Annotated in this window: 18 protein-coding genes; 15 read left to right on the forward strand and 3 right to left on the reverse strand. The window is 65.3% G+C overall.

Annotation, left to right across the window (positions count from 1 at the left end; genetic code table 11):
• Positions 1–5: 5 nt before the first annotated feature.
• A complete protein-coding gene (locus tag KRX52_RS16155; protein WP_217682756.1) occupies positions 6–2,069 on the forward strand; it encodes an HD domain-containing protein in 2,064 nt (687 codons plus the stop codon).
• Positions 2,070–2,097: 28 nt separating this feature from the next.
• On the opposite strand, the gene KRX52_RS16160 is transcribed toward KRX52_RS16155, so the two are convergent.
• Positions 2,098–2,397 (reverse strand): putative quinol monooxygenase, encoded by a 300-nt coding sequence (locus tag KRX52_RS16160; protein ID WP_217682757.1) that lies wholly within the window; start codon positions 2,395–2,397, stop codon positions 2,098–2,100.
• Positions 2,398–2,411: 14 nt separating this feature from the next.
• Entirely contained in the window at positions 2,412–3,512 is a 1,101-nt protein-coding gene (locus KRX52_RS16165; RefSeq protein ID WP_217682758.1) for an NADH:flavin oxidoreductase/NADH oxidase, read from the reverse strand.
• 136 nt (positions 3,513–3,648) lie between these two features.
• On the opposite strand from KRX52_RS16165, the gene KRX52_RS16170 reads away from it, so the two are divergent.
• Positions 3,649–4,581, forward strand: coding sequence for a LysR family transcriptional regulator (locus tag KRX52_RS16170; RefSeq protein ID WP_217682759.1), 933 nt, complete (start codon positions 3,649–3,651; stop codon positions 4,579–4,581).
• Positions 4,582–4,683: 102 nt separating this feature from the next.
• Here KRX52_RS16170 and KRX52_RS16175 read toward each other — a convergent pair whose 3' ends face one another.
• Positions 4,684–5,484, reverse strand: coding sequence for an IclR family transcriptional regulator (locus KRX52_RS16175; protein ID WP_217682760.1), 801 nt, complete (start codon positions 5,482–5,484; stop codon positions 4,684–4,686).
• A gap of 126 nt (positions 5,485–5,610) precedes the next feature.
• On the opposite strand from KRX52_RS16175, the gene KRX52_RS16180 reads away from it, so the two are divergent.
• The 13 genes from KRX52_RS16180 (at position 5,611) to KRX52_RS16240 (ending at position 22,181) form a co-directional block, all read left to right on the forward strand.
• The gene (locus tag KRX52_RS16180; RefSeq protein WP_217682761.1) at positions 5,611–6,906 is read left to right on the forward strand and encodes an NAD(P)/FAD-dependent oxidoreductase; all 1,296 of its coding nucleotides are present in this window, start codon (positions 5,611–5,613) and stop codon (positions 6,904–6,906) included.
• A 234-nt stretch (positions 6,907–7,140) separates the two neighbouring features.
• Positions 7,141–9,168, forward strand: coding sequence for a type VI secretion system Vgr family protein (locus tag KRX52_RS16185; protein WP_217682762.1), 2,028 nt, complete (start codon positions 7,141–7,143; stop codon positions 9,166–9,168).
• Positions 9,169–9,229: 61 nt separating this feature from the next.
• On the forward strand, positions 9,230–11,980 hold the full coding sequence (locus tag KRX52_RS16190; protein ID WP_217682763.1) for a glycoside hydrolase family 19 protein: 2,751 nt from the start codon (positions 9,230–9,232) through the stop codon (positions 11,978–11,980).
• Positions 11,977–12,513: a hypothetical protein gene (locus tag KRX52_RS16195; protein WP_217682764.1), complete on the forward strand. Its 537-nt coding sequence runs from the start codon at positions 11,977–11,979 to the stop codon at positions 12,511–12,513. The genes KRX52_RS16190 and KRX52_RS16195 overlap by 4 nt, the downstream gene beginning before the upstream one ends.
• Positions 12,514–12,548: 35 nt before the next feature.
• Positions 12,549–13,343 (forward strand): hypothetical protein, encoded by a 795-nt coding sequence (locus KRX52_RS16200; RefSeq protein WP_217682765.1) that lies wholly within the window; start codon positions 12,549–12,551, stop codon positions 13,341–13,343.
• Between the two features lie 561 nt (positions 13,344–13,904).
• Positions 13,905–14,771, forward strand: a complete 867-nt coding sequence (gene purU, locus KRX52_RS16205; RefSeq protein ID WP_217682766.1) for a formyltetrahydrofolate deformylase — start codon at positions 13,905–13,907, stop codon at positions 14,769–14,771.
• On the forward strand, positions 14,768–15,682 hold the full coding sequence (gene folD / locus KRX52_RS16210; protein WP_217682767.1) for a bifunctional methylenetetrahydrofolate dehydrogenase/methenyltetrahydrofolate cyclohydrolase FolD: 915 nt from the start codon (positions 14,768–14,770) through the stop codon (positions 15,680–15,682). The genes purU and folD overlap by 4 nt, the downstream gene beginning before the upstream one ends.
• The gene (locus tag KRX52_RS16215) at positions 15,664–16,905 is read left to right on the forward strand and encodes an FAD-dependent oxidoreductase (protein WP_217682768.1); all 1,242 of its coding nucleotides are present in this window, start codon (positions 15,664–15,666) and stop codon (positions 16,903–16,905) included. Before folD ends, KRX52_RS16215 begins: the two co-directional genes overlap by 19 nt.
• Before the next feature lie 10 nt (positions 16,906–16,915).
• Positions 16,916–17,224 (forward strand): sarcosine oxidase subunit delta, encoded by a 309-nt coding sequence (locus tag KRX52_RS16220; protein ID WP_217682769.1) that lies wholly within the window; start codon positions 16,916–16,918, stop codon positions 17,222–17,224.
• Complete coding sequence (locus KRX52_RS16225) at positions 17,221–20,127, forward strand: 2Fe-2S iron-sulfur cluster-binding protein (RefSeq protein WP_217682770.1); 2,907 nt, start codon at positions 17,221–17,223, stop codon at positions 20,125–20,127. Before KRX52_RS16220 ends, KRX52_RS16225 begins: the two co-directional genes overlap by 4 nt.
• 2 nt (positions 20,128–20,129) lie before the next feature.
• Positions 20,130–20,810 (forward strand): sarcosine oxidase subunit gamma, encoded by a 681-nt coding sequence (locus tag KRX52_RS16230; protein WP_217682771.1) that lies wholly within the window; start codon positions 20,130–20,132, stop codon positions 20,808–20,810.
• 152 nt (positions 20,811–20,962) lie between these two features.
• Positions 20,963–21,745, forward strand: coding sequence for an IclR family transcriptional regulator (locus tag KRX52_RS16235; protein ID WP_217682772.1), 783 nt, complete (start codon positions 20,963–20,965; stop codon positions 21,743–21,745).
• Positions 21,746–21,848: 103 nt separating this feature from the next.
• Positions 21,849–22,181 (forward strand): YnfA family protein, encoded by a 333-nt coding sequence (locus KRX52_RS16240; protein ID WP_217682773.1) that lies wholly within the window; start codon positions 21,849–21,851, stop codon positions 22,179–22,181.
• The last annotated feature ends 57 nt before the right edge of the window (positions 22,182–22,238 follow it).

The raw sequence follows: 22,238 nt of genomic DNA on the forward strand, positions 1-22,238 counted from the left end.
ACCCCATGAACCCCATGGCCGGCCGGCCCCGGAGTGATGGCGCAACCGCACGGGAAGCCAGCCTCGACGCCTGGCTCGCGGAAACCGCCAGCGACCCGGTGGTCCTGGCGATCATGCACACCCAGGCCTTCCGCCGCCTGCACGACGTGTCCTTTCTCGGCGCGCTGGACTACACGCACCGGCTGTTCCTGCCCAAGGCGCAGCGCAGCCGCGCCGCCCATTCCCTGCACGTCGCCGCCCTGGCCAACTACGTGGCCTGTGGCCGGGACTACCCGCCGGCCCTGCGCCAGCAGCTGGTGATCGCCGCCCTGCTCCACGACATTGGCCACCCGCCGCTGTCGCACAGCGCCGAAGCGGCCCTGCGCGCGCGCACTGGCTACGACCATCACGAGGCCGGCGCGCGGATCATCCGCGGCGAGGTGCGCATCGGCCGGGAACTCAACGCCCTGCTGCAGAGCGTGGCCGACGTGCCCTTCCTGCTCAACCTGCTCGAGCAGAATATCGGCGGCACCACCGGCGGCGACCTGTTCGTCAGCCGCATGAACATCGACACCTTCGACGGCATCGCCCGCTCCCTCGACTGCCTGGCGCCCGGCCTGCCGCCGCTGTGCAGGCTGAGCACCGCCCGCGCCGCGCTGCTGGACAGCCAGCACGACGCCCAGGCGCTGGCCACCCTCGACGAGTTCTGGGAGCGCAAGAACCTGGTCTACACGCAGTTCATCCGCCAGCCGCTGGGGATTCTCGCCGACCAGGCCAGCCGGCAGTTCTTCGCCGGCGCCCAGGGCGGGCAGGCCATCGCCGAAGAGGACTTCTATGCTGGCGAAACCCTCTGGCAGCACAAGTACCCGCGCCTGTTCGAGGGCTTCGCGCAGTTGCAGCGCCACCAGTTGCCTGCGTGGCTCAGCGACGAGGACTTCGAGATCGAATTTCGCGGCTACTTCGTCGATGGCGAACAGGACTTCAGCCAGCGCTACCGGCTGATCCGCGGCCACCAGCAGACCCAGGCCAGCGCCCTGCTGGCCAAGCTGGAGCCGCACGAACGTCCGCAGCGGGCGCGCAACCCGGCGTACCGCGACTTCCTGCACGACTATCCGCACATCGCCAGGGCCAGGCAGCACAGCGCGGCAGTCGTGCAGCGCATCCGCGCGGACCTGCACGCGCATCTGGACGCCAGCCCGTGCCGCGAACGGCTGTGCGTGGTGGCCACCGGCTCCTACGGACGCGACGAGGCCTGCGCGGACTCCGACCTGGACTGGTTCATCCTGCTCGATGGCTGCGCGGCCACGGACGTGCTCGCGGAGAAGGCGCAGACCCGCCAGGTCATCGGACGCCACATCGCCCGCGAACCCGGCGACTCCGGGCTGTTCGGCAGCGAGGCGACCCAGGACTTCGCGCCGCTGGTCGAGCACATCGGCGGCAGCCAGGACAGCAACCGCTCGCTGACCCGGCGCATGCTGTTGCTGCTGGAGGGCCGCAGCCTGTACGGCGACGAGCACTTCGCGCGCCTGCGCCGGCGGCTGCTGGAGGCGTACATCGGCAAGGGCAGCCGGGACAAGGCGATCTCGCGCTTCTTGCTCAACGACGTGATCCGCTGCTACCGGACCATCGCCACCGATGTGCAGCACAAGGCCAGCGTCGACCGCAGGGACTGGGGGCTGCGCAGCATCAAGCTGAAGTTCTCGCGCAAGCTGCTGTACTTCGCCGGCATCGTCGCCATCGCCGAAACCGCCGGCGAGACGGCCCAGGACGCGCGCATCGAGCGCCTGCTCGCCCTGCTGGAGCTGCCCGCGCTGGAGCGGATTCAGGCCGTCGCCAGCGCCGAGCCAGCCTCGGACCGCCTGCGGGCGAAGACGCGGGAGATCTTCGCGATCTACGAGTTCTTCCTGCGGCAGATTTCCGAGCCGGCCAACCGCCGCGAGCTGGCCGCCCTGCGCGAGGAACACCGCGAGGACTCCGACCTGTACATGGAGCTGCGGGCGAGCAGCAAGGCCTTCTCCCGCACCCTGTTCGACTGGCTGCGGGAGAAGTACGCGGAGGAGCATCCGATCCACAACGCACTGGTGTTCTGAACCGGCGCGCCCCGCCACCGCGACGAGCCTAGTCGCGGACGTCGAGCGCCTGCAGCACCTGCACCGCGGTCGGCGCCGCCAGCCACCCGGCAGCGCGCTCGCGATAGGCCTGGTAGTGGGCGCTGCCCCGGTGCGCGTCGAGGGCGGCCGCATCGCGGTAGGCCTCGACCAGCGAGAAGCCGGCGCCGCCGTCCTGGTCGGCGAACAGGTCGTAGCGCAGGCAGCCCGGCTCGGCGCGCGTCGCGTCAACCATGCGGCGCAGTTCGGCTTCCACCTCGGCACGGTGCTCGGCCCTGGCCTGCACGCGGGCGATCACGTGGATGGTCATCGTGCTCTCCTCTCTCATTCGCCGACCCGGTAGCGCTCCAGCCAGTGCGCGTAGGGCGCCGGCAGCACCCAGGTCGGGCGCTCGATGCCGAGCTGCTGCGCGGTCTGCAGCGGCCAGTGCGGATTGGCCAGGTGGGCGCGGCCGACCATCACCAGATCCATCTGCCCGTCGGCGACCACGCGCTCGGCGTTGGCCGGGCTGTCGATGCCCCAGGACGAGGCCACCGCAATCTCCGCCTCGCGGCGCACGCGCTCGGCGACCGGGGCGAGGAAGGCCGGGCCCCACGGGATGTTGGTGTCGGGGATGGTGAAGCCGACGCTGACGCTGAGCAGATCCAGCCCGCCGCGGCGGAAGCCCTTGGCCAGCTCGATGGACTCCTCGAGGGTCTGCTCGTCGCGGCCGTCGTACTCGATGACGCCGAAGCGGGCGGTCAGCGGCAGATGCTCCGGCCACACCTCGCGCACCGCGGCGAGGGTTTCCAGCAGGAAGCGGCTGCGGTTGGCCTGGCTGCCGCCGTACTGGTCGTCGCGCTGGTTGGAGTGCGTGGAGAAGAAGCTCTGCGCCAGGTAGCCGTGGGCGAAGTGCAGCTCCAGCCACTCGAAGCCGGCCGCCAGGGCGCGGCGCGCGGCGGCGACGAAATCGGCCTGCACGCGGGCGATGTCGTCGAGGGTCATCGCCTCGGGCACCTTGGGCAGGTGGGCGCCGAAGGGGATGGCCGACGGGGCGATGGTCTGCCAGCCGCGCGGATCGCCTGCGGCGATGTGGTCGTCGCCCTCCCACGGGCGGTTGGCGCTGGCCTTGCGCCCGGCGTGGGCGATCTGGATACCCGGCACGGCGCCAGCGGCCTTGATGGCGCGGGCGACCGGGGCGAAGGCGGCGGCCTGGGCGTCGTTCCACAGCCCGGTGCAGCCGGGGGAGATGCGGCCCTCCGGGGAAACCGCGGTGGCCTCGACGATCACCAGGCCGGCGCCGCCGCGGGCGATGCTGGCGTAGTTGTGCAAGTGCCAGTCGTTGATCAGGCCGTCGGTGGCGCTGTACTGGCACATCGGCGGCACGGCGATGCGGTTGCGCAGGGTGACGTCTTTCAGCTGGAACGAGGAAAACAGTGCGGACATGCGGAGTCGTCTCAGGAATCGGGATGAACGGGTGCGCCGGCCCGTGGCGGGGCCAATGGCGGGTTGGATGGCGAGCATCATAGGCGGACGGCTATGATTCGATAATTCGAAAGCTTTGATCTGAGGTATTCGGTTTATGAATATCTGCAACAAGGACCTCAACCTGCTGCTGGTCTTCCACGTGCTCTATCAGGAGCGCAACGCCTCGCTGGCTGCGGCGCGGATGGCGCTCAGCCAGCCAGCGCTGAGCCACAAGCTGAACAAGTTGCGCCACGAGTTCGGCGACCCGCTGTTCGTCCGCGCGCCGCGCGGGCTGACGCCGACGCCGCGGGCCCACGAGCTGGCGCCGACGGTGCAGCGGCTGGTCGGCGAGCTGGACGCCTTCTATGACCACTGCGACGGCCGCGACCTCCTCGCCCGCGCCGAGCGCATCCACCTGTACACCACCGACTTCATCGAGCAGACCCTGCTGCCCCGCCTGCTGCCGCGGATTCGCGCGCAGGCGCCGGAGCTGGTGCTGATCACCCACAACACCCGCGGCCAGCTGCCGCGCGAGGAGCTGGAAAAGGGCACCTGCGACCTGGCCATCGCCGGTTTCTACGCCAACCTGCCGGACACCTTCCGCCAGCAGCGCCTGTTCGGCGAGGACTTCGTGGTACTCGCCTCGCGTGGCAATCGCCTGCTGGCCGGCGGCCTCGACCTCGCCGCCTTCGTCGCCTGCGAACACCTGCTGACCACCCTGACCGGCGACCTGCACGGGCTGGTCGACCGCGCCCTGGAGGCGCGCGGGCTGCAGCGCCGGGTGGCCGCCGGGTTGTCCAGCTTCGTCGTCCCCACCCGGCTGATCCGCGGCACCGACCTGCTGCTCACCTGCCTGCGCTCGATCGCCATGGAAGCCGCCGAACGCGACCCCGACCTGGTGGTTCATCCGCTGCCCATCGAGCTGCCACGCGTCGAGCTGATGCAGATCTGGCACGAACGCACCGACGCCGACCGCCTGCGCCGCTGGCTGCGCCAGCAGATCCAGCAGGTGGCGGGGGAGTTGCAGCAGCCGCAAGCATGCGGCTGAAACCGCGAGGCAACGCTACCGTCGCTCCCGCGCAGGCGGGAGCCCAGGTGCTAGGGGCCTCTGGATTCCCGCCTGCGCGGGGACGACTTGCTCTGCGCATCCTCAACCGCCGGCAACAACTCCGCCAGACGGCGACCCGACGATCTGCACCACTTCGCCCATCATCGCCTCCGCCAGCGCCTGGCGGCGGGCGGCGGTCATCCGTGGCCGCGACAGCGCACAGCTGAGCGCGCCGAGCACCTGGCCGGCGCCGTCGACGATGGGCACGGCCAGGCCGGTGTAGCCGGGCAGGCGGCGGTCGGGCAGGCCGCAGGCGTAGCCGAGGCGGCGCACGCTGGGCAGGCTGGCGGCGATCAGCTCGGCGTCCAGGCCGTAGTCGAGGCGCAGCGTCGCGGCGTTGTGGCGCAGGATGTCGCGGCAATCGCGGCGCCCCAGATGTGCCAGCAGTACCTGCGAGCCCTGGCCGACGCCCATGGGGATGCGCCCGCCCACCGCCTCGCTGTAGCTGCGCACCGGCTGCTTGCCGCCCTGGCGTTCCAGGCACAGCACGGCGTGGCCGTCCGGCACCAGCAGGAAGAAGCTGTCGCCGAAGCACTCGGCCAGGCGCAGCAGCGCCGGACGGGCGAGGTCGCGCAGGCCGCCGGGGTTGCCGGCCTGGGCGCCGAGGGCGAACAGCTCGTAGCCCAGCACATGGCGGCCGCGCTCCACGCCGGGGCGCACGAAGCCCTGCTGGCGCAGGGCCTGCAGCAGGCGGTAGGTGGTGCTCGTGGTGCCGCCCAGCTGGGCGCAAAGCTCGTCCAGACTGGCGCCCGCCTCCCCCGCCGCGGCGATGGCGCGCAGCAGGGCGAAGGTGCGATCGAGGGTCTGGGTGCCCGGCACCTGGGCGGGGCTGGCGGTAGGCATGGCGGCGGATCTCCGCGGGGTGATTCCCACATGCTGGGAAAGTCGCTCGCTGGAAATCGATGCAAGTTGCGCGCCGCGGGCCGTGCGGCAGGATCGGGGTCATTCCCGTCCCATCCGAGGTGCGCCATGTATCCGCAGATCCCCACCGTCGCCAGCGACGCCCAGCTTCCCGCCCGCACCGATGTGGCGATCATCGGCGGCGGCATCGTCGGCGTGTGCACCGCCTACGCGCTAGCCGCCCGCGGCATCGCGGTGACCCTGCTGGAGAAGGGCGAGATCGCCGCAGAGCAGTCGTCACGCAACTGGGGCTGGGTGCGCAGCATGGGCCGCGACCTGGCGGAGATTCCGCTGGCGCTGGCCAGCCTGCGCCTGTGGGACGACTGGCAGACGACGCTGGGCGAGGACACCGGCTTCGTGCGCACCGGCATCTGCTACGCCTGCGAGAACCCGCGCCAGCTGGCCGAGCAGGCCGCCTGGCTGCGCGGCGCCAGCGCCTATGGCGCCGAAGCGCGCTTGCTGGAAGGCGCCGAACTGCGCCGTCATCTGCCCGAGGGCGCCCACGCCGGCTGGAGCGGCGCGCTGTTCGCCCCGCACGACGGCCGCGCCGAGCCGCAGCTGGCCAGCGCGGCGATTGCCCGCGCCGCGCGCCGGCTGGGCGCACAGATCTTCACCCGCTGCGCGGTGCGCGGGGTGGGCACCGAAGGCGGCCGCGTGGCCTCGGTGATTACCGAGCGCGGCGAACTGCGCTGCTCCACGGTGGTGCTCGCGGGCGGTGCCTGGTCCTCATTGCTGTGCAGGAGTCTCGGCATCCGCCTGCCGCAGCTCAAGGTGATCGCCTCGGTGCTGCGCACCCCGCCGATGCCGGGCGGCCCGGAGCAGGCGCTGGGCGCCAGCCGCTTCGCCTTCCGCAAGCGCGCCGACGGCGGCTACACCATCGCCCAGCGCACCGCCAACCTCGCGCCGATCACCCCGGACAGCTTCCGCTACCTCGGCGACTTCCTGCCGGCGCTAAGCAAGCAATACCGCGAGGTGCGCGTGCGCCTTGGCCGCGAATTCATCGACGAGTGGCGCCTGCCCAGCCGCTGGGCGCTGGACGAAGTCAGCCCGTTCGAGCGCTGCCGGGTTCTCGATCCCGCGCCCTCGCCGGCGATCCTTGCCGAAGCGCGTGCGGCGCTGGGCGCGGTCTACCCGTTCTTCAAGGACCTGCGCATCGCGCAGAGCTGGGCCGGGGCGATGGACGTGACGCCCGATGCGATTCCGGTGATCGGGCCAGTGGCGCAACTGCCGGGACTGTTCCTCTCCACCGGCTACTCCGGCCACGGCTTCGGCATCGCGCCGGGGGCGGGGCAGCTGCTGGCGGATCTGATCATGGAGACGCCGCCGCTGGTGGATCCGCGTCCGTTCTGCTTCGAGCGGCTGTAGCGCTGAGCGGTTGGCAAACGGGGCGTCTTGGGATCTTTTCCGAGGTAGGCACCGATCAGAGGAGGCGACAGGGTTGGTCGCGGCTGACCGGTTCCGCCTGGATATTGCAACTGATGGCACAGTTTTACAGGGTGTCCTTGACCACATTCTGAATATGGGAATTGCTGCATTGAACGCCGCCACCCACTCCTGCACCCTGCCGCCTTCGCCCACCCCAAGGAAGGAGGCCAAGGCATGCTGGATGCCAATCAGGCGCATATCACGCTGGCCGTAGCCGGCGTCGCCACCGATCTGCAGGTGCTCGCCTTCGACGGCCGCGAGGCCCTCGACGCGCCCTACCGCTTCGACCTCGAACTGGTCAGCGCGCGCCCCGATCTCGACCTGGAAACCCTGCTCAACCGCCCGGCTTTTCTGAGGTTCGCACCGGATGGCGGCGGGGTACATGGGCTGGTCTATAGCATCGCCCAGGGCGAGTCGGGCCAGCGCCTGACCCGCTATCGACTGAGCCTGGTACCGCGCCTCGCCTACCTGGCCCACCGAGTCAACCAGCGCATCTTCCAGCACCTGACGGCGCCGCAGATTCTCGCTCGGGTGCTGGAGGAGCACGGCATCCTCGCCGGCGACGGCCATCTGTTCCAGCTCGGTGCCAGCTACCCCGCGCGTGACTACTGCGTGCAGTACGACGAGTCCGACCTGCACTTCATCCAGCGTCTGTGCGAGGAGGAAGGCCTTCACTACCACTTCCGCCACAGCTCGGACGGCCACCTGCTGGTGTTCGGCGACGACCAGACGGCCTTCCCCAAGCTCGGGCGGCCCAGCGCCTATGTGCAGGACAGCGGCATGGTCGCCGACGAGCCGGTGATCAAGCGCTTCGGCGTGCGCCTGGAAACCCGCAGCAACCGGGTGGCCCGCCGCGACTACGACTTCGAACAGCCGCGCCTGCAGCTGGAAAGCGCCGCCGCCAGTGAGTTCGCCCCGGACCTGGAGGACTACGACTACCCCGGCCGCTTCACCGACCGCACGCGCGGCAAGCATCTGGCCCGCCGCGCCCTGGAGAGCCACCGCAGCGACTACCGGCTGGCCGAGGGCGACAGTGACCAGCCGGCGCTGCGCAGCGGGCACTTCCTCGCCATCAGCGAACATCCGCGCCGGGAGTGGAACGACCTCTGGCTGCTGCGGGAAATTCATCACCAGGGCCGGCAGCCGCAGGTGCTGGAAGAGTCGGTCACCAGCACTGCTCAACCCAGCGACGGCTTCCAGCAGGGCTACCGCAACCGCTTCACCGCCACGCCCTGGGACATCCCCCACCGTCCGCCCCTGAAACATCCCAAACCGAGGGTACTGGGCAGCCAGACCGCCGTGGTCACCGGCCCGGCCGGCGAGGAGATCCACTGCGATGAGTACGGTCGGGTCAAGGTGCAGTTCCACTGGGACCGCGAGGGCCAGGCCGACGACACCACCAGCTGCTGGCTGCGGGTGTCCTCCAACTGGGCCGGCGACCGCTACGGCGGCATCGCCATTCCGCGCGTCGGCATGGAGGTGCTGGTCAGCTTCCTCGAAGGCGACCCCGACCAGCCGCTGGTCAGCGGCTGCCTGTACCACAAGGAACACGTGGTCCCCTACGACCTGCCGGCCAACAAGACCCGCACGGTATTCAAGACACTCAGCTCGCCCGGCGGTGGCGGCTACAACGAGCTGCGCATCGAAGACCGCAAGGGCGCGGAGCAGATCTACCTGCACGCCCAGCGCGACTGGGACCAGAACATCGAGCACGACCAGAAAATCCGCGTCGGCCACCAGCGCCACGACACGGTGGAGGCCAACAGCTACACGGAGCTCAAGGCCGAGGAACACCTGACCGTGCACGGCGACCGCAAGGTCGAGGTCAAGCCCGACGACCACCTCACCGTCGGCCAGAGCCAGCACATCAAGCTCGGCACCGCCCAGCTGATCGAAGCCGGCCGCGAAATCCACCTCAAGGCCGGACAGAAGATCATCATCGAAGCCGGCGCCGAACTCACCCTCAAGGTGGGTGGGAGCTTCATCAAACTGGATGCGGGCGGCGTCACCGTGGTTGGGCCGCAGGTGCGGGTCAATGCGGGGGGCTCGCCGGGGGCGGGGTCGGGGATTGGCATCAAGGCTCCGGTGCTGCCGGGGGCGGCGGATGGGGACAAGGCGGGGGAAGTAACGGAGCAGGCGTTGATCAATGCGCCGCTGGAGCTGACCACCACCAAACGCCGAATGCTGAACTTCTCCTTCTGATCGGATAGCCAGGCTGGACGCCTACCCGCCGGCTCAACGGAACTGGAAACGGAACATCACCATGGAAGAAAAACAGAAGAAAGTCGAACGCTGGTCCTACCCTTTCAAGGCCAAGGGCAGCGGCGCTGCCGCCAGCAGCGAAGTCACCGACCCGCAGATCTACTATGAGGCCTTGGCGAAAGCCGAAAGTGGCTACTACCCGGTCGCTAGCAACGGCCTCTGGCACGGCGGCGTGCACTTCGACCAGAACACCGCCTCAATCCTCGACCAGTCCTCCGTGCGCTGCATCGCCGATGGCGTGGTGATCGCCTATCGCATCGACGAGTTCTACAAGAAGCTCACTTACACCGGAAGCTGCACTTCCAGAGAGGTGACCTACTCGACCGGGTTCGTGCTGGTGAAACACCGTATGGAACTGCCGCCGGCCCCCGCAGCGACTACTCCACCCGCCGGAACGCCGCCTGCCGCTGAGCCAGAGCTGACGTTCTACAGTCTGTACATGCACTTGATGGACTGGGAGAACTACGAAAAAGCAGGGGCGCCGATCCCGCCCACTTTCATGTGCCCAACTCAGTACGCCGTCAGCGAAGAAGGCTCCACGAATGACTTCTCTGGACTGTTCGTTAGGGGTGGCGCTCCAGGTACCCCGGAGCATGCGAACAAAGTCGCAATCATCCCTAAGGGCTGTAAGGTCAGAGTCGGTGAGATCTCATCAGTCGACGAAAGATGGCGGAAGCTCGTTAGCATTCTGGAAGGGAAGGCATCTCCTGCGCTGGCCCCCGAAATCGAGCACTGGGTCTTTCCCGGCGAAATGAGCCCAACCACAGATGGCGATGTATTTCTTATTGGGGAGGAGGCTAACGATGTTAACGCCTCACTTCTCCCGGGCAAGGGTCTGACGGTGCGCAAGGAAGCCAAGCGAGACTCCGCGGCAATGGCCGTTCTTCCCGTTGGCGCCAAAGTCCAGCTCGAAGACGGAACCGGAAAGTACCGCAAGATCAAATCGATAACCGCTTCCACCTTGAGTGCGCCGCTGAGCGCCAACTGCGCCCCGAACATTGCCGGCTACATTCACTTCGACTCACTGAAGGCCGCATCGCCGGAGACACCACCGCTCAGAACCGTTCAAGTTCTGCCAACGCCTGTGCCGATCCAAGCCGGCGCGCTGATCGGCCATCTTGGCAAGTACCAAGCCGCCTCGCAGAGTGAAGCTCACGACCTTCTGCACCTCGAAGTCTTCTCCTGTGATGACGTAGAGACCTTGGTCGCCCAAAGTCGCGCACGAGCCCAGCAACTCAAGCCGGAACAGAAGACCCTGCTGAAGATTCCGTCCGAGACCAAGGTCATCACCAAAGAAAGTGCCAGCCAGGCGAACCCACCACATCCTTCCGATCCCGGCCACCCCACCGCCTACGACATGATCCTGCCCCTGGCGGTACTCAATGCACTGCCAGCGGACAAGAAAATCACCCTGACCACCACCGTCAACGGCGCCACCACGACGGAACAATGGTGGAAGCTGGACAACTTGCCCGGCAAGGACGGCAACCCCATCAGCGGCTGGGTGAAAGAAGGCGAAATCATGACTCCTCGCCTGCATGCTTGGGACTGGGAAGGCTTCGACTTTATCAAGGAAACCAGCACTCCGAGCGAGCAGTATGTTTGCAAGCTCAGCGCTGATGGTGTTTTGGATGAGGGGGAGATGACCAACTATCTGGCGCAGATCAACAACGCGGACGGGGGACCAATTAATGAGCGACTTTATAAAATCATCGACAAGAACAACGATTACAAGCTTACAACTAATGAGATCAAGGAAGCATTAAAAAAGCCTTGGCATGCACAATCCATAAGCCGATTGATTGTGCAATATGAAAGCGAGTGGCATGCAGATCCTGAACTGAGCAAGTGGAAAGCACTGGATTGCCACATGACCAAGGAGGGCGAAAAAGACTGGAACACAGAAAAACAGCGTATCAATGAACTCCTTTGGTGGAGCGATCTGAGAAGCATTTTAACCACCAAAAACATTTACCACCTACATCCAACCGCACTGATCGAATGCTTTAACAACACGGGCTTTAGGTTCACGCTAGATATCATGAAACAGCTATATCAAGATTTGCCTACGGCGCGCCTCCCAGAGCTCAAAGAAATCGCGAACGAAATAAACAACCATATATATTTTTACAAACTCGACACCCCCCTACGAAGAGCTCATTTTTTTGCACAAATCCTTCAAGAGACTGGCCAAAGACTTCGAACAGAAGAAGATCTAACATATCGAGTAAGCGGACTAACCGCAAAGTTCAAATATTTTCGAGACAATCCAGACAAAGCAGAAGAGCACGGATTCGTCATACTTCACGGAGCAATAAAAGGAAATGGCCAGCCAATGAACCAAACAGATTTCGAAGCCATCGCGAATGGTGCTTATGGCGGCCGACGCGAACTTGGGAACGGTAATTATGCAAGCGGGGACGGCTGGAAATATAGAGGGCGTGGACTGAAGCAACTGACCGGACGCGCTAATTACACTTCATTTGACTCATGGCATCGTGAGAACCTAAGCCAATGGCCAGGCGATGAAAACAACTTCATTGAAAACCCTGACCTCCTTAAAACCATAAAATATGCCGTTCGATCTGCCGCGAACTTCTGGATAACCAATAATCTACACCAAAGAGCAGACACAGGTAGCACCCCAGAAGCAGTTGACCTAATAACAGATATTGTCAACATGAACACCGACAGCCGACAAGAAAGAAAAAATCATTTCCAGACAATTTGGCGAAAAGGAATAATGGAATGAAATCAACAATATTAACAGTTGTAGGCTGCACTCTACTACTTCCAACAATTTCATTCGGGGGAGACCCCTACATTGACATCCACGACACCATGTGTACGGAAGGAGAAGCCATATACATAAGCTGCTCCTTCAACGCCAATGAGAAAAACAAAATAAAAGTCGCATCCATATGTGCGAAGGGCAACGAATCACCTGACTCAGGATATATTCAATACCGGTACGGGATCCCAGGAGAAAAGCTTGAACTGCAATTTCCTAAAAGCATCACTTCCCCCAAAAAAATATTTAAAATCTATAAATCAGACAGTATTGACGGAATAACCCAAGCCTTAAGATTTAGTAAAGAGACCTACATCTATTCATTCGAAAAGCGGGGACTTTCAAGCTATCGACTGGTGGTCACGGAAAACGGAAAGGAAGTCTTCAACAAATCATGCGAAGAACCTGGAAAAATTTACATAGCGGACGACGCCTTTGACGGAATACAAACCATCAATCTCGGAGAAAAAGAAATCTCAAATACCGACAAATGAATCTTAATCCTCCAATAAATTCAAAAATCAGAAGCATGAAATATTTACTTCTTGCAACCTCACTCACCACACCAATGATATTTATAAAAAATCACCATCGCCTTCTCACACACCAAAAAACCAAACGCCTTTTATTCATCGTAACCTCCGCACAAATAGCGCTAGTTCTGCCGACCGATGCCGCAGAAATCACAAAGGGCAAAAATGGCGGCATAATCTTAAACAACCAAATCATTTACGAAGACATAACAAAATCCAAAGACGGAACCTATCGAGACCTGATCAAAACTAACGGAACCCCCGCACTGTTTACCTCAGGCGACGCGGACATCATATATACGCTAAAAGAAAAAAATGGAAAAACCCTCATCGACTGTGCTATTGCCGAGACCAGAAGCAATCAGACAGGAGTATCTATCAGAAAGTCCATGTGCGACATAAACAAGGAATTAGACCAAAACTATGCAGAGCTTGGATACTCATTTACCGATCAATGGAAGAATGAAGCATCTACAATTGACATCACCTCGCTAACCATGCATGGAAAGTCGCTCGACATAACAAAAGGAAATATAGCATTGATTGAGATTCACGAAAACTACAAATCTCTATCTGATCTTGAAAACTCAACCCCAGACACTTACCTGAGAAAAAGCAACGAGTGCTATACAATCCCCTACAAGAAGACATTCATAAATTACTCAACAACCAATCCGACTCAGCCCATCGGAATTTTCGTACTCGTTACCCCAGAAAAATACGAATTCAAAAAATACACACCTACAGACCTCAAATCCCTCCCATATCAACAGTGCACTGAAAAGTTCTAGGGAGCCGTTAATTTATTCGAGAGATCCTGAGCGCTCCACCGCCGAGCCGCACTTACGATAATTGCACGCTCGTCCAACGAGCCACCGCCATGCAATCAAGCTTTTCCGAGCTTGAGTATGCAGCCCCGAAGAAGTTGACTAATCATGATCGCTTCTTGGCCGCGCGCCCTGCCATCTCCCTCCTAAACGCGCTCCCTCGCCTCGCCCCGGGCGGGGCCGGCGCCTTCGCCCCTCCTCTCCACCAACTGTCGCCGACTGCACCGTGCCGGCGAGCCGCCCCTCGCGCCGCGCCCCGCACCTTCGTCCGCGGTTCCGTCGCCCGCCATCCAGCCTAGGCGCACGCCTCCGACCACCTAAGCCGCCAGCATCGCACTCTCATAAAATTTCCCCACAGGATAAAAAATTTCACAACAGGCATGGACACACCGCTTTCCTTCGCTTATAAAAACACCAGCACGAAAATTTTATTCCCAGCAGTCAAAAATATTCAGGAATGAAATCGGCTTTCACCGACGAATTTTTCGCCTTGCAACCGCTGCCTCCACCTCCAGAGGACTCGACATGCAACACGCTCAGAACCAGTACGTCATCAAGATCAGCTGCCCCGCCACTTCCGGCATCGTCGCCAGCGTGACCTCCTTCCTCGCCGACAACGGTTGCTACATCAGCGAGATGGCGCAGTTCGACGACGAGATCAGCGGCACCTTCTTCATGCGCGCGGTGTTCCGTTTCAATGCCGGCTTCGCCGGCGATATCGCGGTGATCGAGCAGGGCTTCGTCGATGTCGCCGGCAAGTTCGACATGACCTGGGAGCTGCACGACGCCAGCAAGCCGATGCGCGTGCTGCTGATGGTCAGCAAGTTCGACCACTGCCTGGCCGACCTGCTGTACCGCCACCAGAAAGGCGAGATGGAGATGCAGATCAGCGCCATCGTCTCCAACCACCTCGACCTGCGGCCGATGGCCGAGCGCGAGGGCATCCGCTTCATCTACCTGCCGGTGACCAAGGACACCAAGGCCCAGCAGGAAGCCGAACTGATGAAGATCGTCGACGAGACCAAGACCGACCTGGTGGTGCTGGCGCGCTACATGCAGATCCTCTCGGACGATCTGTGCAAGCAACTTTCGGGCCGTGCCATCAACATCCACCACTCGTTCCTGCCCGGCTTCAAGGGCGCCAAGCCCTACCACCAGGCCTTCGAACGCGGCGTGAAGCTGATCGGCGCCACCGCCCACTACGTCACCGCCGACCTCGACGAGGGCCCGATCATCGAGCAGGAAGTGCAGCGCGTGGACCACAACTACGCACCGGACGCGCTGGTCGCGGTCGGCCGCGATACCGAAACCGTGGCCCTGTCCAAGGCGGTCAAGTACCACCTGCAGCACCGCGTGTTCCTCAACCATGACAAGACGGTGATCTTCCGATGAGCACGCCCGGCCAACTGATCGACGGCAAGGCCGTCTCCGCCCAGGTCCTCGCCGAAGTGACCGCCGATGTCGCCGCGCTGAAGGCGCAAGGCGTCGAGCCGGCGCTGGCGGTGGTGCTGGTCGGCGACGACCCGGCCAGCCACGTCTACGTGCGCAACAAGGTGCTGCGCGCCGGCGAGGTGGGCATCCGCTCCCTCGAGTACCGCCTGCCGGCCGAGGCCAGCGCCGCCGAGGTGCTGGCGCTGGTAGCCGAGCTGAATGCCGATGCCGGCGTGCACGGCATCCTGGTGCAGCTGCCGCTGCCCAAGCACATCGACGAGACCTCGGTGCTGCAGGCCATCGACCCGGCCAAGGACGTCGACGGCTTCCACAGCGAGAACGTCGGCGGCCTCAGCCAGGGCCGTCCGGTGCTCACCCCGTGCACACCGGCCGGCTGCATGCGCCTGCTGCGCGACACCCTGGGCGATCTGTCCGGCAAGCACGCGGTGGTGATCGGCCGCTCCAACATCGTCGGCAAGCCGATGGCCGCCCTGCTGCTCGCCGCCGACTGCACGGTGACGGTGCTGCACTCGCGCAGCAAGAACCCGCAGGCGCTGTGCCGCAAGGCCGACATCGTGGTCGCCGCGGTCGGTCGACCGCGGATGATCAACGCCGAGTGGATCAAGCCCGGCGCGGTGGTGATCGACGTCGGCATCAACCGCATCGAGGAAGACGGCAAGAACCGCCTGGTCGGCGACGTCGACTTCGCCAGCGTGCAGCCGCTGACCGCGGCGATCACCCCGGTGCCCGGCGGCGTCGGCCCGATGACCATCGCCCTGCTGATGCAGAACACCGTGACCGCCGCGTGCCAGCAACACATCAACTCGGCCCCCGCGGCCAGTGAGGAGGCCACATGCCGTTCAGCCTGCTGAAATACGGCCTGTCTTCGGACTACCCGGTGGATGTCGATCTGCCGGCACCGAAGGAACTGAAGTCGTCCTACGACGTGGTGATCATCGGCGGTGGCGGCCACGGCCTGGCCACCGCCTACTACCTGGCCAAGTACCACGGCATCACCAACGTGGCGGTGCTGGAGAAGGCGTATCTGGGCGGCGGCAACACCGCGCGCAATACCGCGGTGATCCGCTCCAACTACCTGACCAGCGAGGGCGTGAAGTTCTACGCCGAGTCGGTGCGGATGTTCCAGGGCCTGTCCAACGAGTTCGACTTCAACATCATGTACTCCGAGCGCGGCCAGCTGACCCTGGCGCACACCGACGCCACGGTGCGCGCCTTCCGCCAGCGCGCCGAGGTGAACAAGCACTTCGGCGGCCGTACCGAGATGATCGACCGCCAGCAGATCCGCGAGCTGGTGCCGACCCTCAACCTCGACCCCGGCCACCTGCCGGTGCTCGCCGGCCTGTGGCACATCGACGGCGCCACCGCGCGCCACGACGCGGTGGCCTGGGGCTACGCCAAGCAGGCGGCCAAGCGCGGCGTGGAGATCCACCAGCTCACCGAGGTGCAGGACTTCGTGGTCGAGCACGGCAAGATCACGGCCGTGAAGACCAACCGCGGCACCGTGAAGTGCGGCTGCGCGGTGCAGGCCATCGCCGGGCACAGCTCGCTGCTGCTCAACAAACTGGGCATCCGCGCGCCTATCCACAGCTACCCGCTGCAGGCGATGGTCACCCAGCCGTTCAAGCCGTTCCTCGACCCGCTGGTCAGCTCCTCGGCGCTGCACTGCTACGTGCAGCAGACCGGCCGCGGCGAGGTGGTGTTCGGCGGCGGCTCCGACCCCTACCCGCTGTACAACACCCGCTCGACCCTCGACCTCAAGGAGAGCCTGCTGGCCCACGCCATCGAGATGTTCCCCTTCCTGGCCAACGCCAAGCTGATGCGCCAGTGGGCGGGGACCACCGACATGACCCCGGACTACAGCCCGATCATGGGCCGCTCGCCGATCGACAACTACTACCTCGACGCCGGCTGGGGCACCTGGGGCTTCAAGTCGACGCCGATCTGCGGCAAGACCATGGCGGAACTGGTGGCCAGCGGCGGCAGGACGCCGGAGCTGATCGCACCCTTCGCTCTGGAGCGTTTCTCGACCTTCCAGCAGGTCAACGAAATGGGCGCCACCGCCGCCAGCCACTGAGGAACCCGCGATGAAGATCATGCCCTGCCCCCTGAACGGTCCGCGCAACATCAGCGAATTCACCTACGGCGGCGAATTCAAGCAGATGCCCGACCCGGCCACCTGCAGCGACGCCGAATGGGCCGACTACGTATTCAACAGCGACAACCGCGCCGGCGTGGTCACCGAATGGTGGATGCACAACGCCAGCAGCTACTGGTTCCTCGCCGAACGCCACACCGTCACCGACGAGATCGTGCGCACCTTCGATCCCAAGGAAATCTTCACCCAGCGCGTCGACTTCGCCGCGCCCGCCAAGCCTCAGGAGGTCGTCGCATGACCGCTTACAGCCGCCTGCCCGCACCCATGGGCCTGCTGATCGACCGCGATCAGCCGCTTCGCTTCGACTTCGACGGCACCGCCTACCAGGGCTTCAAGGGCGACAGCATCGCCAGCGCCCTGGCCGCCAACGGCCGCTGGCTGCTGTCGCGCTCGTTCAAGTACCACCGCCCGCGCGGCCCGCTGACCATGGCCGGCCAGGACGCCAACACCCTGGTGCAGCTGCCCAGCGAGCCCAACGTGCTGGCCGACCTGCAGCCGCTGGCCGAGGGCCTGCGCGTCACCGGGCAGAACTTCGCCGGCTCGCTGGACAACGACCGCGACGCCCTGCTCGGCAAGTTCTCCAAGTTCATGCCGGTCGGTTTCTACTACCGCTCCTTCTACAAGCCCAAGGGCATCTGGAAGGTGTGGGAGCCGATCATCCGCAAGAAGGCCGGCCTCGGCGTGCTGGATCTCGAGTTCCAGCCCGAGTACCACGACAAGGCCTTCCTGTTCGTCGACCTCGCCGTGGTCGGCGCGGGACCTGCCGGCCTCACCGCCGCGCTGCAGGCCGCCAATGCCGGCGCCAAGGTGCTGCTGGTCGAACAGCAGAGCTACCTGGGCGGCGCCCTGGCCTGGGCGCGTTTCGACATCGAGGGCCAGCGCGCCGACGCGCTGCGCCGCGAACTGGTCGGCGCGGTGCAAGGCCACCCGAACATCCAGATCCTCACCGAGGCCACCTGCAACGCCTGGTTCACCGACAACTACCTGCCGGTGATCCAGGGCAACCGCCTGTACAAGGTGCGCGCCAAGCAGTGCATCGTCGCTGCCGGCGCCTTCGACCAGCCGGTGGTGTTCCGCAACAACGACCTGCCGGGCGTGATGCTGGCCAGCGCCGCGCAGCGCCTGATCAAGCTGTACGCGGTCAAGCCCGGCCAGCGCGCCGTGGTGCTGACCGGCAACGACGACGGTTATCTCGCCGCCCTCGACCTGCGGGAGGCGGGCGTGGACGTGGCCGCGGTGGTCGACATGCGTCCCCAGCCGGCCGATGCCGACCTCGCCGCGGCGCTGAAGAAGGCCGGTATCCCGCTGCACAGCGGCAGCACCGTGTACGAAGCGCTGCACGGCAAGGGCATGCGCCACATCAGCGGTGTCGACGTGCGGCGCATCGTCGGCAAGGGCCAGGTGGCCGGCAAGGGCATGCAGCTCGACTGCGACCTGCTGTGCATGTCCGCCGGCTACATGCCGGTCTATCAGCTGCTCTGCCAGGCCGGCGGCAAGCTCGCCTACGACGACGCCCAGGCCGCCTTCACCCTCAGCGGCCTGCCGCAGAACCTCAGCGTGGCCGGCTCGGTCAACGGCCGCCACGCCCTCGACAACGTGCTGCGCGAAGCCAGCCAGGTCGCCAATGCCGCCTGCGCCGCCCTCGGCCTGCAGGCTCCAGCGGCGCAGGCCAGCTTTGTCGCCGAGCCGCGGGTCAACTTCGACTGGCCGATCTTCCCGCACCCGGACGGCAAGGACTTCGTCGACTTCGACGAGGACCTGCAGGTGCGCGACATCGTCAACGCCACCCGCCACGGCTACCGCGACGTGCAGCTGGTCAAGCGCTTCTCCACCGTCGGCATGGGGCCCTCGCAGGGCCGTCACTCGGCGCTGCCGACCGCGCGCCTGGTGGCCGCCTCGACCAACCGCAGCGTCAGCGAGACCGGGGTGACCACCGCCCGTCCGCCCTTCGTCGCCGAGAAGCTGGCCCACGTCGCCGGCCGCGGTTTCGATCCGTACCGGCACACCGCCATGCACCAGCGCCATGTCGAGCTGGGCGCCAAGATGATGCCGGCCGGCGTCTGGCAGCGCCCGGCCTACTACGGCAAGCCGGAGGAGCGCGAGGCGTGCATGCAGGCCGAGGCCCGCCACGTGCGCGAGAAGGTCGGCATCATCGACGTCTCCACCCTCGGCGGCCTCGACGTGCGCGGTCCGGATGCCGCCGAGCTGCTCAACCGCATCTACACCTTCGCCTTCGCCAAGCAGCCGGTCGGTCGCTCGCGCTACGCGCTGATGACCAACGAGCACGGCGTGGTGATCGACGACGGCGTGTGCGCGCGCTTCGCCGACCAGCACTTCTACGTCAGCGCCACCACCAGCGGCGTCGACCGCATCTACCAGCAGATGCTCAAGTGGAATGCGCAGTGGCGCCTCGACGTCGACATCACCAACGTCACCGCGGCGATGGCCGCGGTCAACCTGGCCGGGCCGCGGGCGCGCAACGTGCTGCGCAAGCTGTGCACCGATGTCGATCTCAGCGCCGAAGCCTTCCCCTACCTGGCCGTGCGCCAGGGCACGGTCGCCGGTATCCCGGCACGCCTGCTGCGGGTCGGCTTCGTCGGCGAGCTGGGCTACGAGATCCACGTGCCGGCGCGCTACGGCGAATACCTGTGGGATGCGCTGATGCAGGCCGGCGAGAAGGACGAGATCCGCCCGTTCGGCGTCGAGACCCAGCGCCTGCTGCGCCTGGAAAAGGGCCACGTGATCATCAGCCAGGACACCGACGGCATGACCCATCCGGCGGAGATCGACATGGGCTGGGCGATCGCGCGCAGCAAGCCGTTCTTCGTCGGCAAGCGCTCGGTGGAAATCCTCGAGGCGCAGCCGCTCAAGCGCAAGCTGGTCGGCTTCGTCCTGCCGGCCACCTCGGCCAAGCCGCTGGAAGGCCATCTGGTGCTCAACGGGCCGGATATCAGCGGCAACGTGACCTCCTGCGAATACTCGCAGACCCTCGGCCAGATCATCGGCCTGGCCTACTGCGCGGCCGAGCAGAGCGCGCCGGGCAGCCAGATCCCGATCCGCGTCGAAGGCGGCGAGGTGGTGCAGGCCACGGTGGTCAAGCTGCCGTTCTTCGATCCCGAAACCCAACGTCAGGAGCTGTGATCATGGCCGCACTGCAAGCCCAGCAATTCATCGAACGCAGCCCGCTGTACCGCCAGCAGGCCGGCGCCACCCTCGGCCGCTTGGGCGACAGCGTGATCGTCGCCCACTACGGCGAGCACGACGAAAGCCCGCAACTGCAACGCTGCGCGCTGCTCGACCTGACCAACCTGGCGCGCGTCGGCTTTCGCGGCGCCGCGGCCGCCGAGTATCTGACCGCTCGCGGCTACCAGTTGCCGGAGGCGCCCAACCGGGCGCTGACCCAGGCCGACGGCAGCCACGTGGCGCGCCTGTCGCAGACCGAGTACCTGCTGCTCGGCAGCCTGCGCGACGCCGGCGCGCGCATATCCCAGGAGGAGCAGAGCTGGCACTTCGCCGAGACGGCCAACTACCTGCTGCCGCGCCAGGACAGCCACGCCTGGCTGCTGCTGACCGGCGAGTGCATCGCCGAGGTGATGGCCAAGCTGTGCGGTGTCGACCTGCGCGCCGAGGCCTTCCCGGTCGGTTCGGTGGCGCAGACCTCGGCGGCGCGGATCAACGTCATCGTGGTCAACCTGCCGGAAGGCGAGCTGCCGTGCCTGCACATCCTCTGCGACCGCGCCTCGGTGAGCTACTTCTGGGACGCGCTGCTGGACGCCATGGCCGAGTTCGGCGGCCAGCCGGCGGGGATCGATGCGTTGCTGTGAGCCGGCGCGCCAACCGTAGGGTGGGTTAGGCCGCAGGCCGTAACCCACCGAGCGGCTGCCAGGCCGGCCATGGCGATGCCTTCAGCATCGATGGTGGGTTACGCCGCTACGCGGCTAACCCACCCTACGATCCACCTTCCCCGGAGCCTTCCATGACCATCGCCGAAGACCTCGACAGTGGCCGCGACACCGACTACATGGTCCCCGCCCTGCAGCGCGGCCTCTCCATCCTGCAGATGTTCAATGCTCACCAGCGCACCCTCGCCAGCAGCGAGATCGCCGAGTGCCTCGGCGTCAGCGTCTCGGCGATCTACCGCATCCTGCACACCCTCGACGAGATGGGCTACCTGCGCAAGATCGCCAAGAACACCTGGGAGCTCGGCCCGCAGGTGGTCTCCGCCGGCTTCAGCTACCTGGCCAGCCGCGACCTGGTCGATATCGCCCTGCCGCACCTCAACGCCCTGCGCGACCGCACCTCGCTGTCCTGCCACCTGACCATCCGCGAACACACCGACAGCCTGTACCTGTACCGCGCCTTCGCCGCCCAGCGCCTGTCGGTCAACATCCCCATCGGCACGCGCATCCCCTGCCACTGCACCGCCATGGGCCGCATCCTGCTGACCGGCCTGACCCCGCCGGTACTCGACGCCCTGTACCAGCACGTGCGCCTCGACGACTACCCGCCGCCGGCGCCCAAGACCCTGCCCGAACTGCAGCAGTTGATCGGCGAAGACCGCCAGCGCGGCTGGGTTCTGCACCGCTCCGACTACTCCACCGCCATCGCCACCGGCATCCGCAACCACCTCGGCGAAGTGGTCGCCGCGATCAACCTGTCCGGCCCGGAAGCAGTCATGGACAGCGAGGAATCGCAGGCGCGCTTTCGCGAGGCGCTGCTGCTGACGGCAGAGCGGATTTCGGCGGAGTTGGGTGGCTGAAACTGCGGGGATCGACCGGGCGACGCCCAATGGCCTGGCCCACGGCTGGTCGGCCGCGCCTCCGCCATTTAGGCTGGGCGCCCCTCTACTGTCGAGCGAGCGCATGTTCGAACTCAAGACCCTGGCGCTGTACCTGGTCACCGCCGTCGCCGAGATTCTCGGCTGCTACCTGCCCTACCTCTGGCTCAAGCAGGACAAGAGCGCCTGGCTGCTGGTGCCGGCCGCGGCGAGCCTGGCGCTGTTCGCCTGGCTGCTGTCGCTGCATCCCGCTGCGTCGGGGCGCGTGTATGCCGCCTATGGCGGCGTGTACATCTTCGTCGCCATTCTCTGGCTGTGGGGTGTCGACGGCATCCGGCCGACCGGCTGGGATCTGCTGGGCGCCACGGTGGCGCTGAGCGGCATGGCCATCATCATGTTCGCCCCACGCGCGGGCTGATGTCGCCCACCCGATTCGCGTGCCGCGCCTATAGTGGCTAAGGCAACCTCGCGCGGA

Source organism: Geopseudomonas aromaticivorans, assembly GCF_019097855.1.
Taxonomy (GTDB): domain Bacteria; phylum Pseudomonadota; class Gammaproteobacteria; order Pseudomonadales; family Pseudomonadaceae; genus Geopseudomonas; species Geopseudomonas aromaticivorans.

Bases quoted from the DNA above. Each gene is read 5' to 3' on its own strand.
- KRX52_RS16155 (WP_217682756.1), top strand. From the start codon at position 6: ATGAACCCCATGGCCGGCCGGCCCCGGAGTGATGGCGCAACCGCACGG.
- KRX52_RS16160 (WP_217682757.1), bottom strand. From the start codon at position 2,397: ATGACCATCCACGTGATCGCCCGCGTGCAGGCCAGGGCCGAGCACCGT.
- KRX52_RS16165 (WP_217682758.1), bottom strand. From the start codon at position 3,512: ATGTCCGCACTGTTTTCCTCGTTCCAGCTGAAAGACGTCACCCTGCGC.
- KRX52_RS16170 (WP_217682759.1), top strand. From the start codon at position 3,649: ATGAATATCTGCAACAAGGACCTCAACCTGCTGCTGGTCTTCCACGTG.
- KRX52_RS16175 (WP_217682760.1), bottom strand. From the start codon at position 5,484: ATGCCTACCGCCAGCCCCGCCCAGGTGCCGGGCACCCAGACCCTCGAT.
- KRX52_RS16180 (WP_217682761.1), top strand. From the start codon at position 5,611: ATGTATCCGCAGATCCCCACCGTCGCCAGCGACGCCCAGCTTCCCGCC.
- KRX52_RS16185 (WP_217682762.1), top strand. From the start codon at position 7,141: ATGCTGGATGCCAATCAGGCGCATATCACGCTGGCCGTAGCCGGCGTC.
- KRX52_RS16190 (WP_217682763.1), top strand. From the start codon at position 9,230: ATGGAAGAAAAACAGAAGAAAGTCGAACGCTGGTCCTACCCTTTCAAG.
- KRX52_RS16195 (WP_217682764.1), top strand. From the start codon at position 11,977: ATGAAATCAACAATATTAACAGTTGTAGGCTGCACTCTACTACTTCCA.
- KRX52_RS16200 (WP_217682765.1), top strand. From the start codon at position 12,549: ATGAAATATTTACTTCTTGCAACCTCACTCACCACACCAATGATATTT.
- purU (WP_217682766.1), top strand. From the start codon at position 13,905: ATGCAACACGCTCAGAACCAGTACGTCATCAAGATCAGCTGCCCCGCC.
- folD (WP_217682767.1), top strand. From the start codon at position 14,768: ATGAGCACGCCCGGCCAACTGATCGACGGCAAGGCCGTCTCCGCCCAG.
- KRX52_RS16215 (WP_217682768.1), top strand. From the start codon at position 15,664: ATGCCGTTCAGCCTGCTGAAATACGGCCTGTCTTCGGACTACCCGGTG.
- KRX52_RS16220 (WP_217682769.1), top strand. From the start codon at position 16,916: ATGAAGATCATGCCCTGCCCCCTGAACGGTCCGCGCAACATCAGCGAA.
- KRX52_RS16225 (WP_217682770.1), top strand. From the start codon at position 17,221: ATGACCGCTTACAGCCGCCTGCCCGCACCCATGGGCCTGCTGATCGAC.
- KRX52_RS16230 (WP_217682771.1), top strand. From the start codon at position 20,130: ATGGCCGCACTGCAAGCCCAGCAATTCATCGAACGCAGCCCGCTGTAC.
- KRX52_RS16235 (WP_217682772.1), top strand. From the start codon at position 20,963: ATGACCATCGCCGAAGACCTCGACAGTGGCCGCGACACCGACTACATG.
- KRX52_RS16240 (WP_217682773.1), top strand. From the start codon at position 21,849: ATGTTCGAACTCAAGACCCTGGCGCTGTACCTGGTCACCGCCGTCGCC.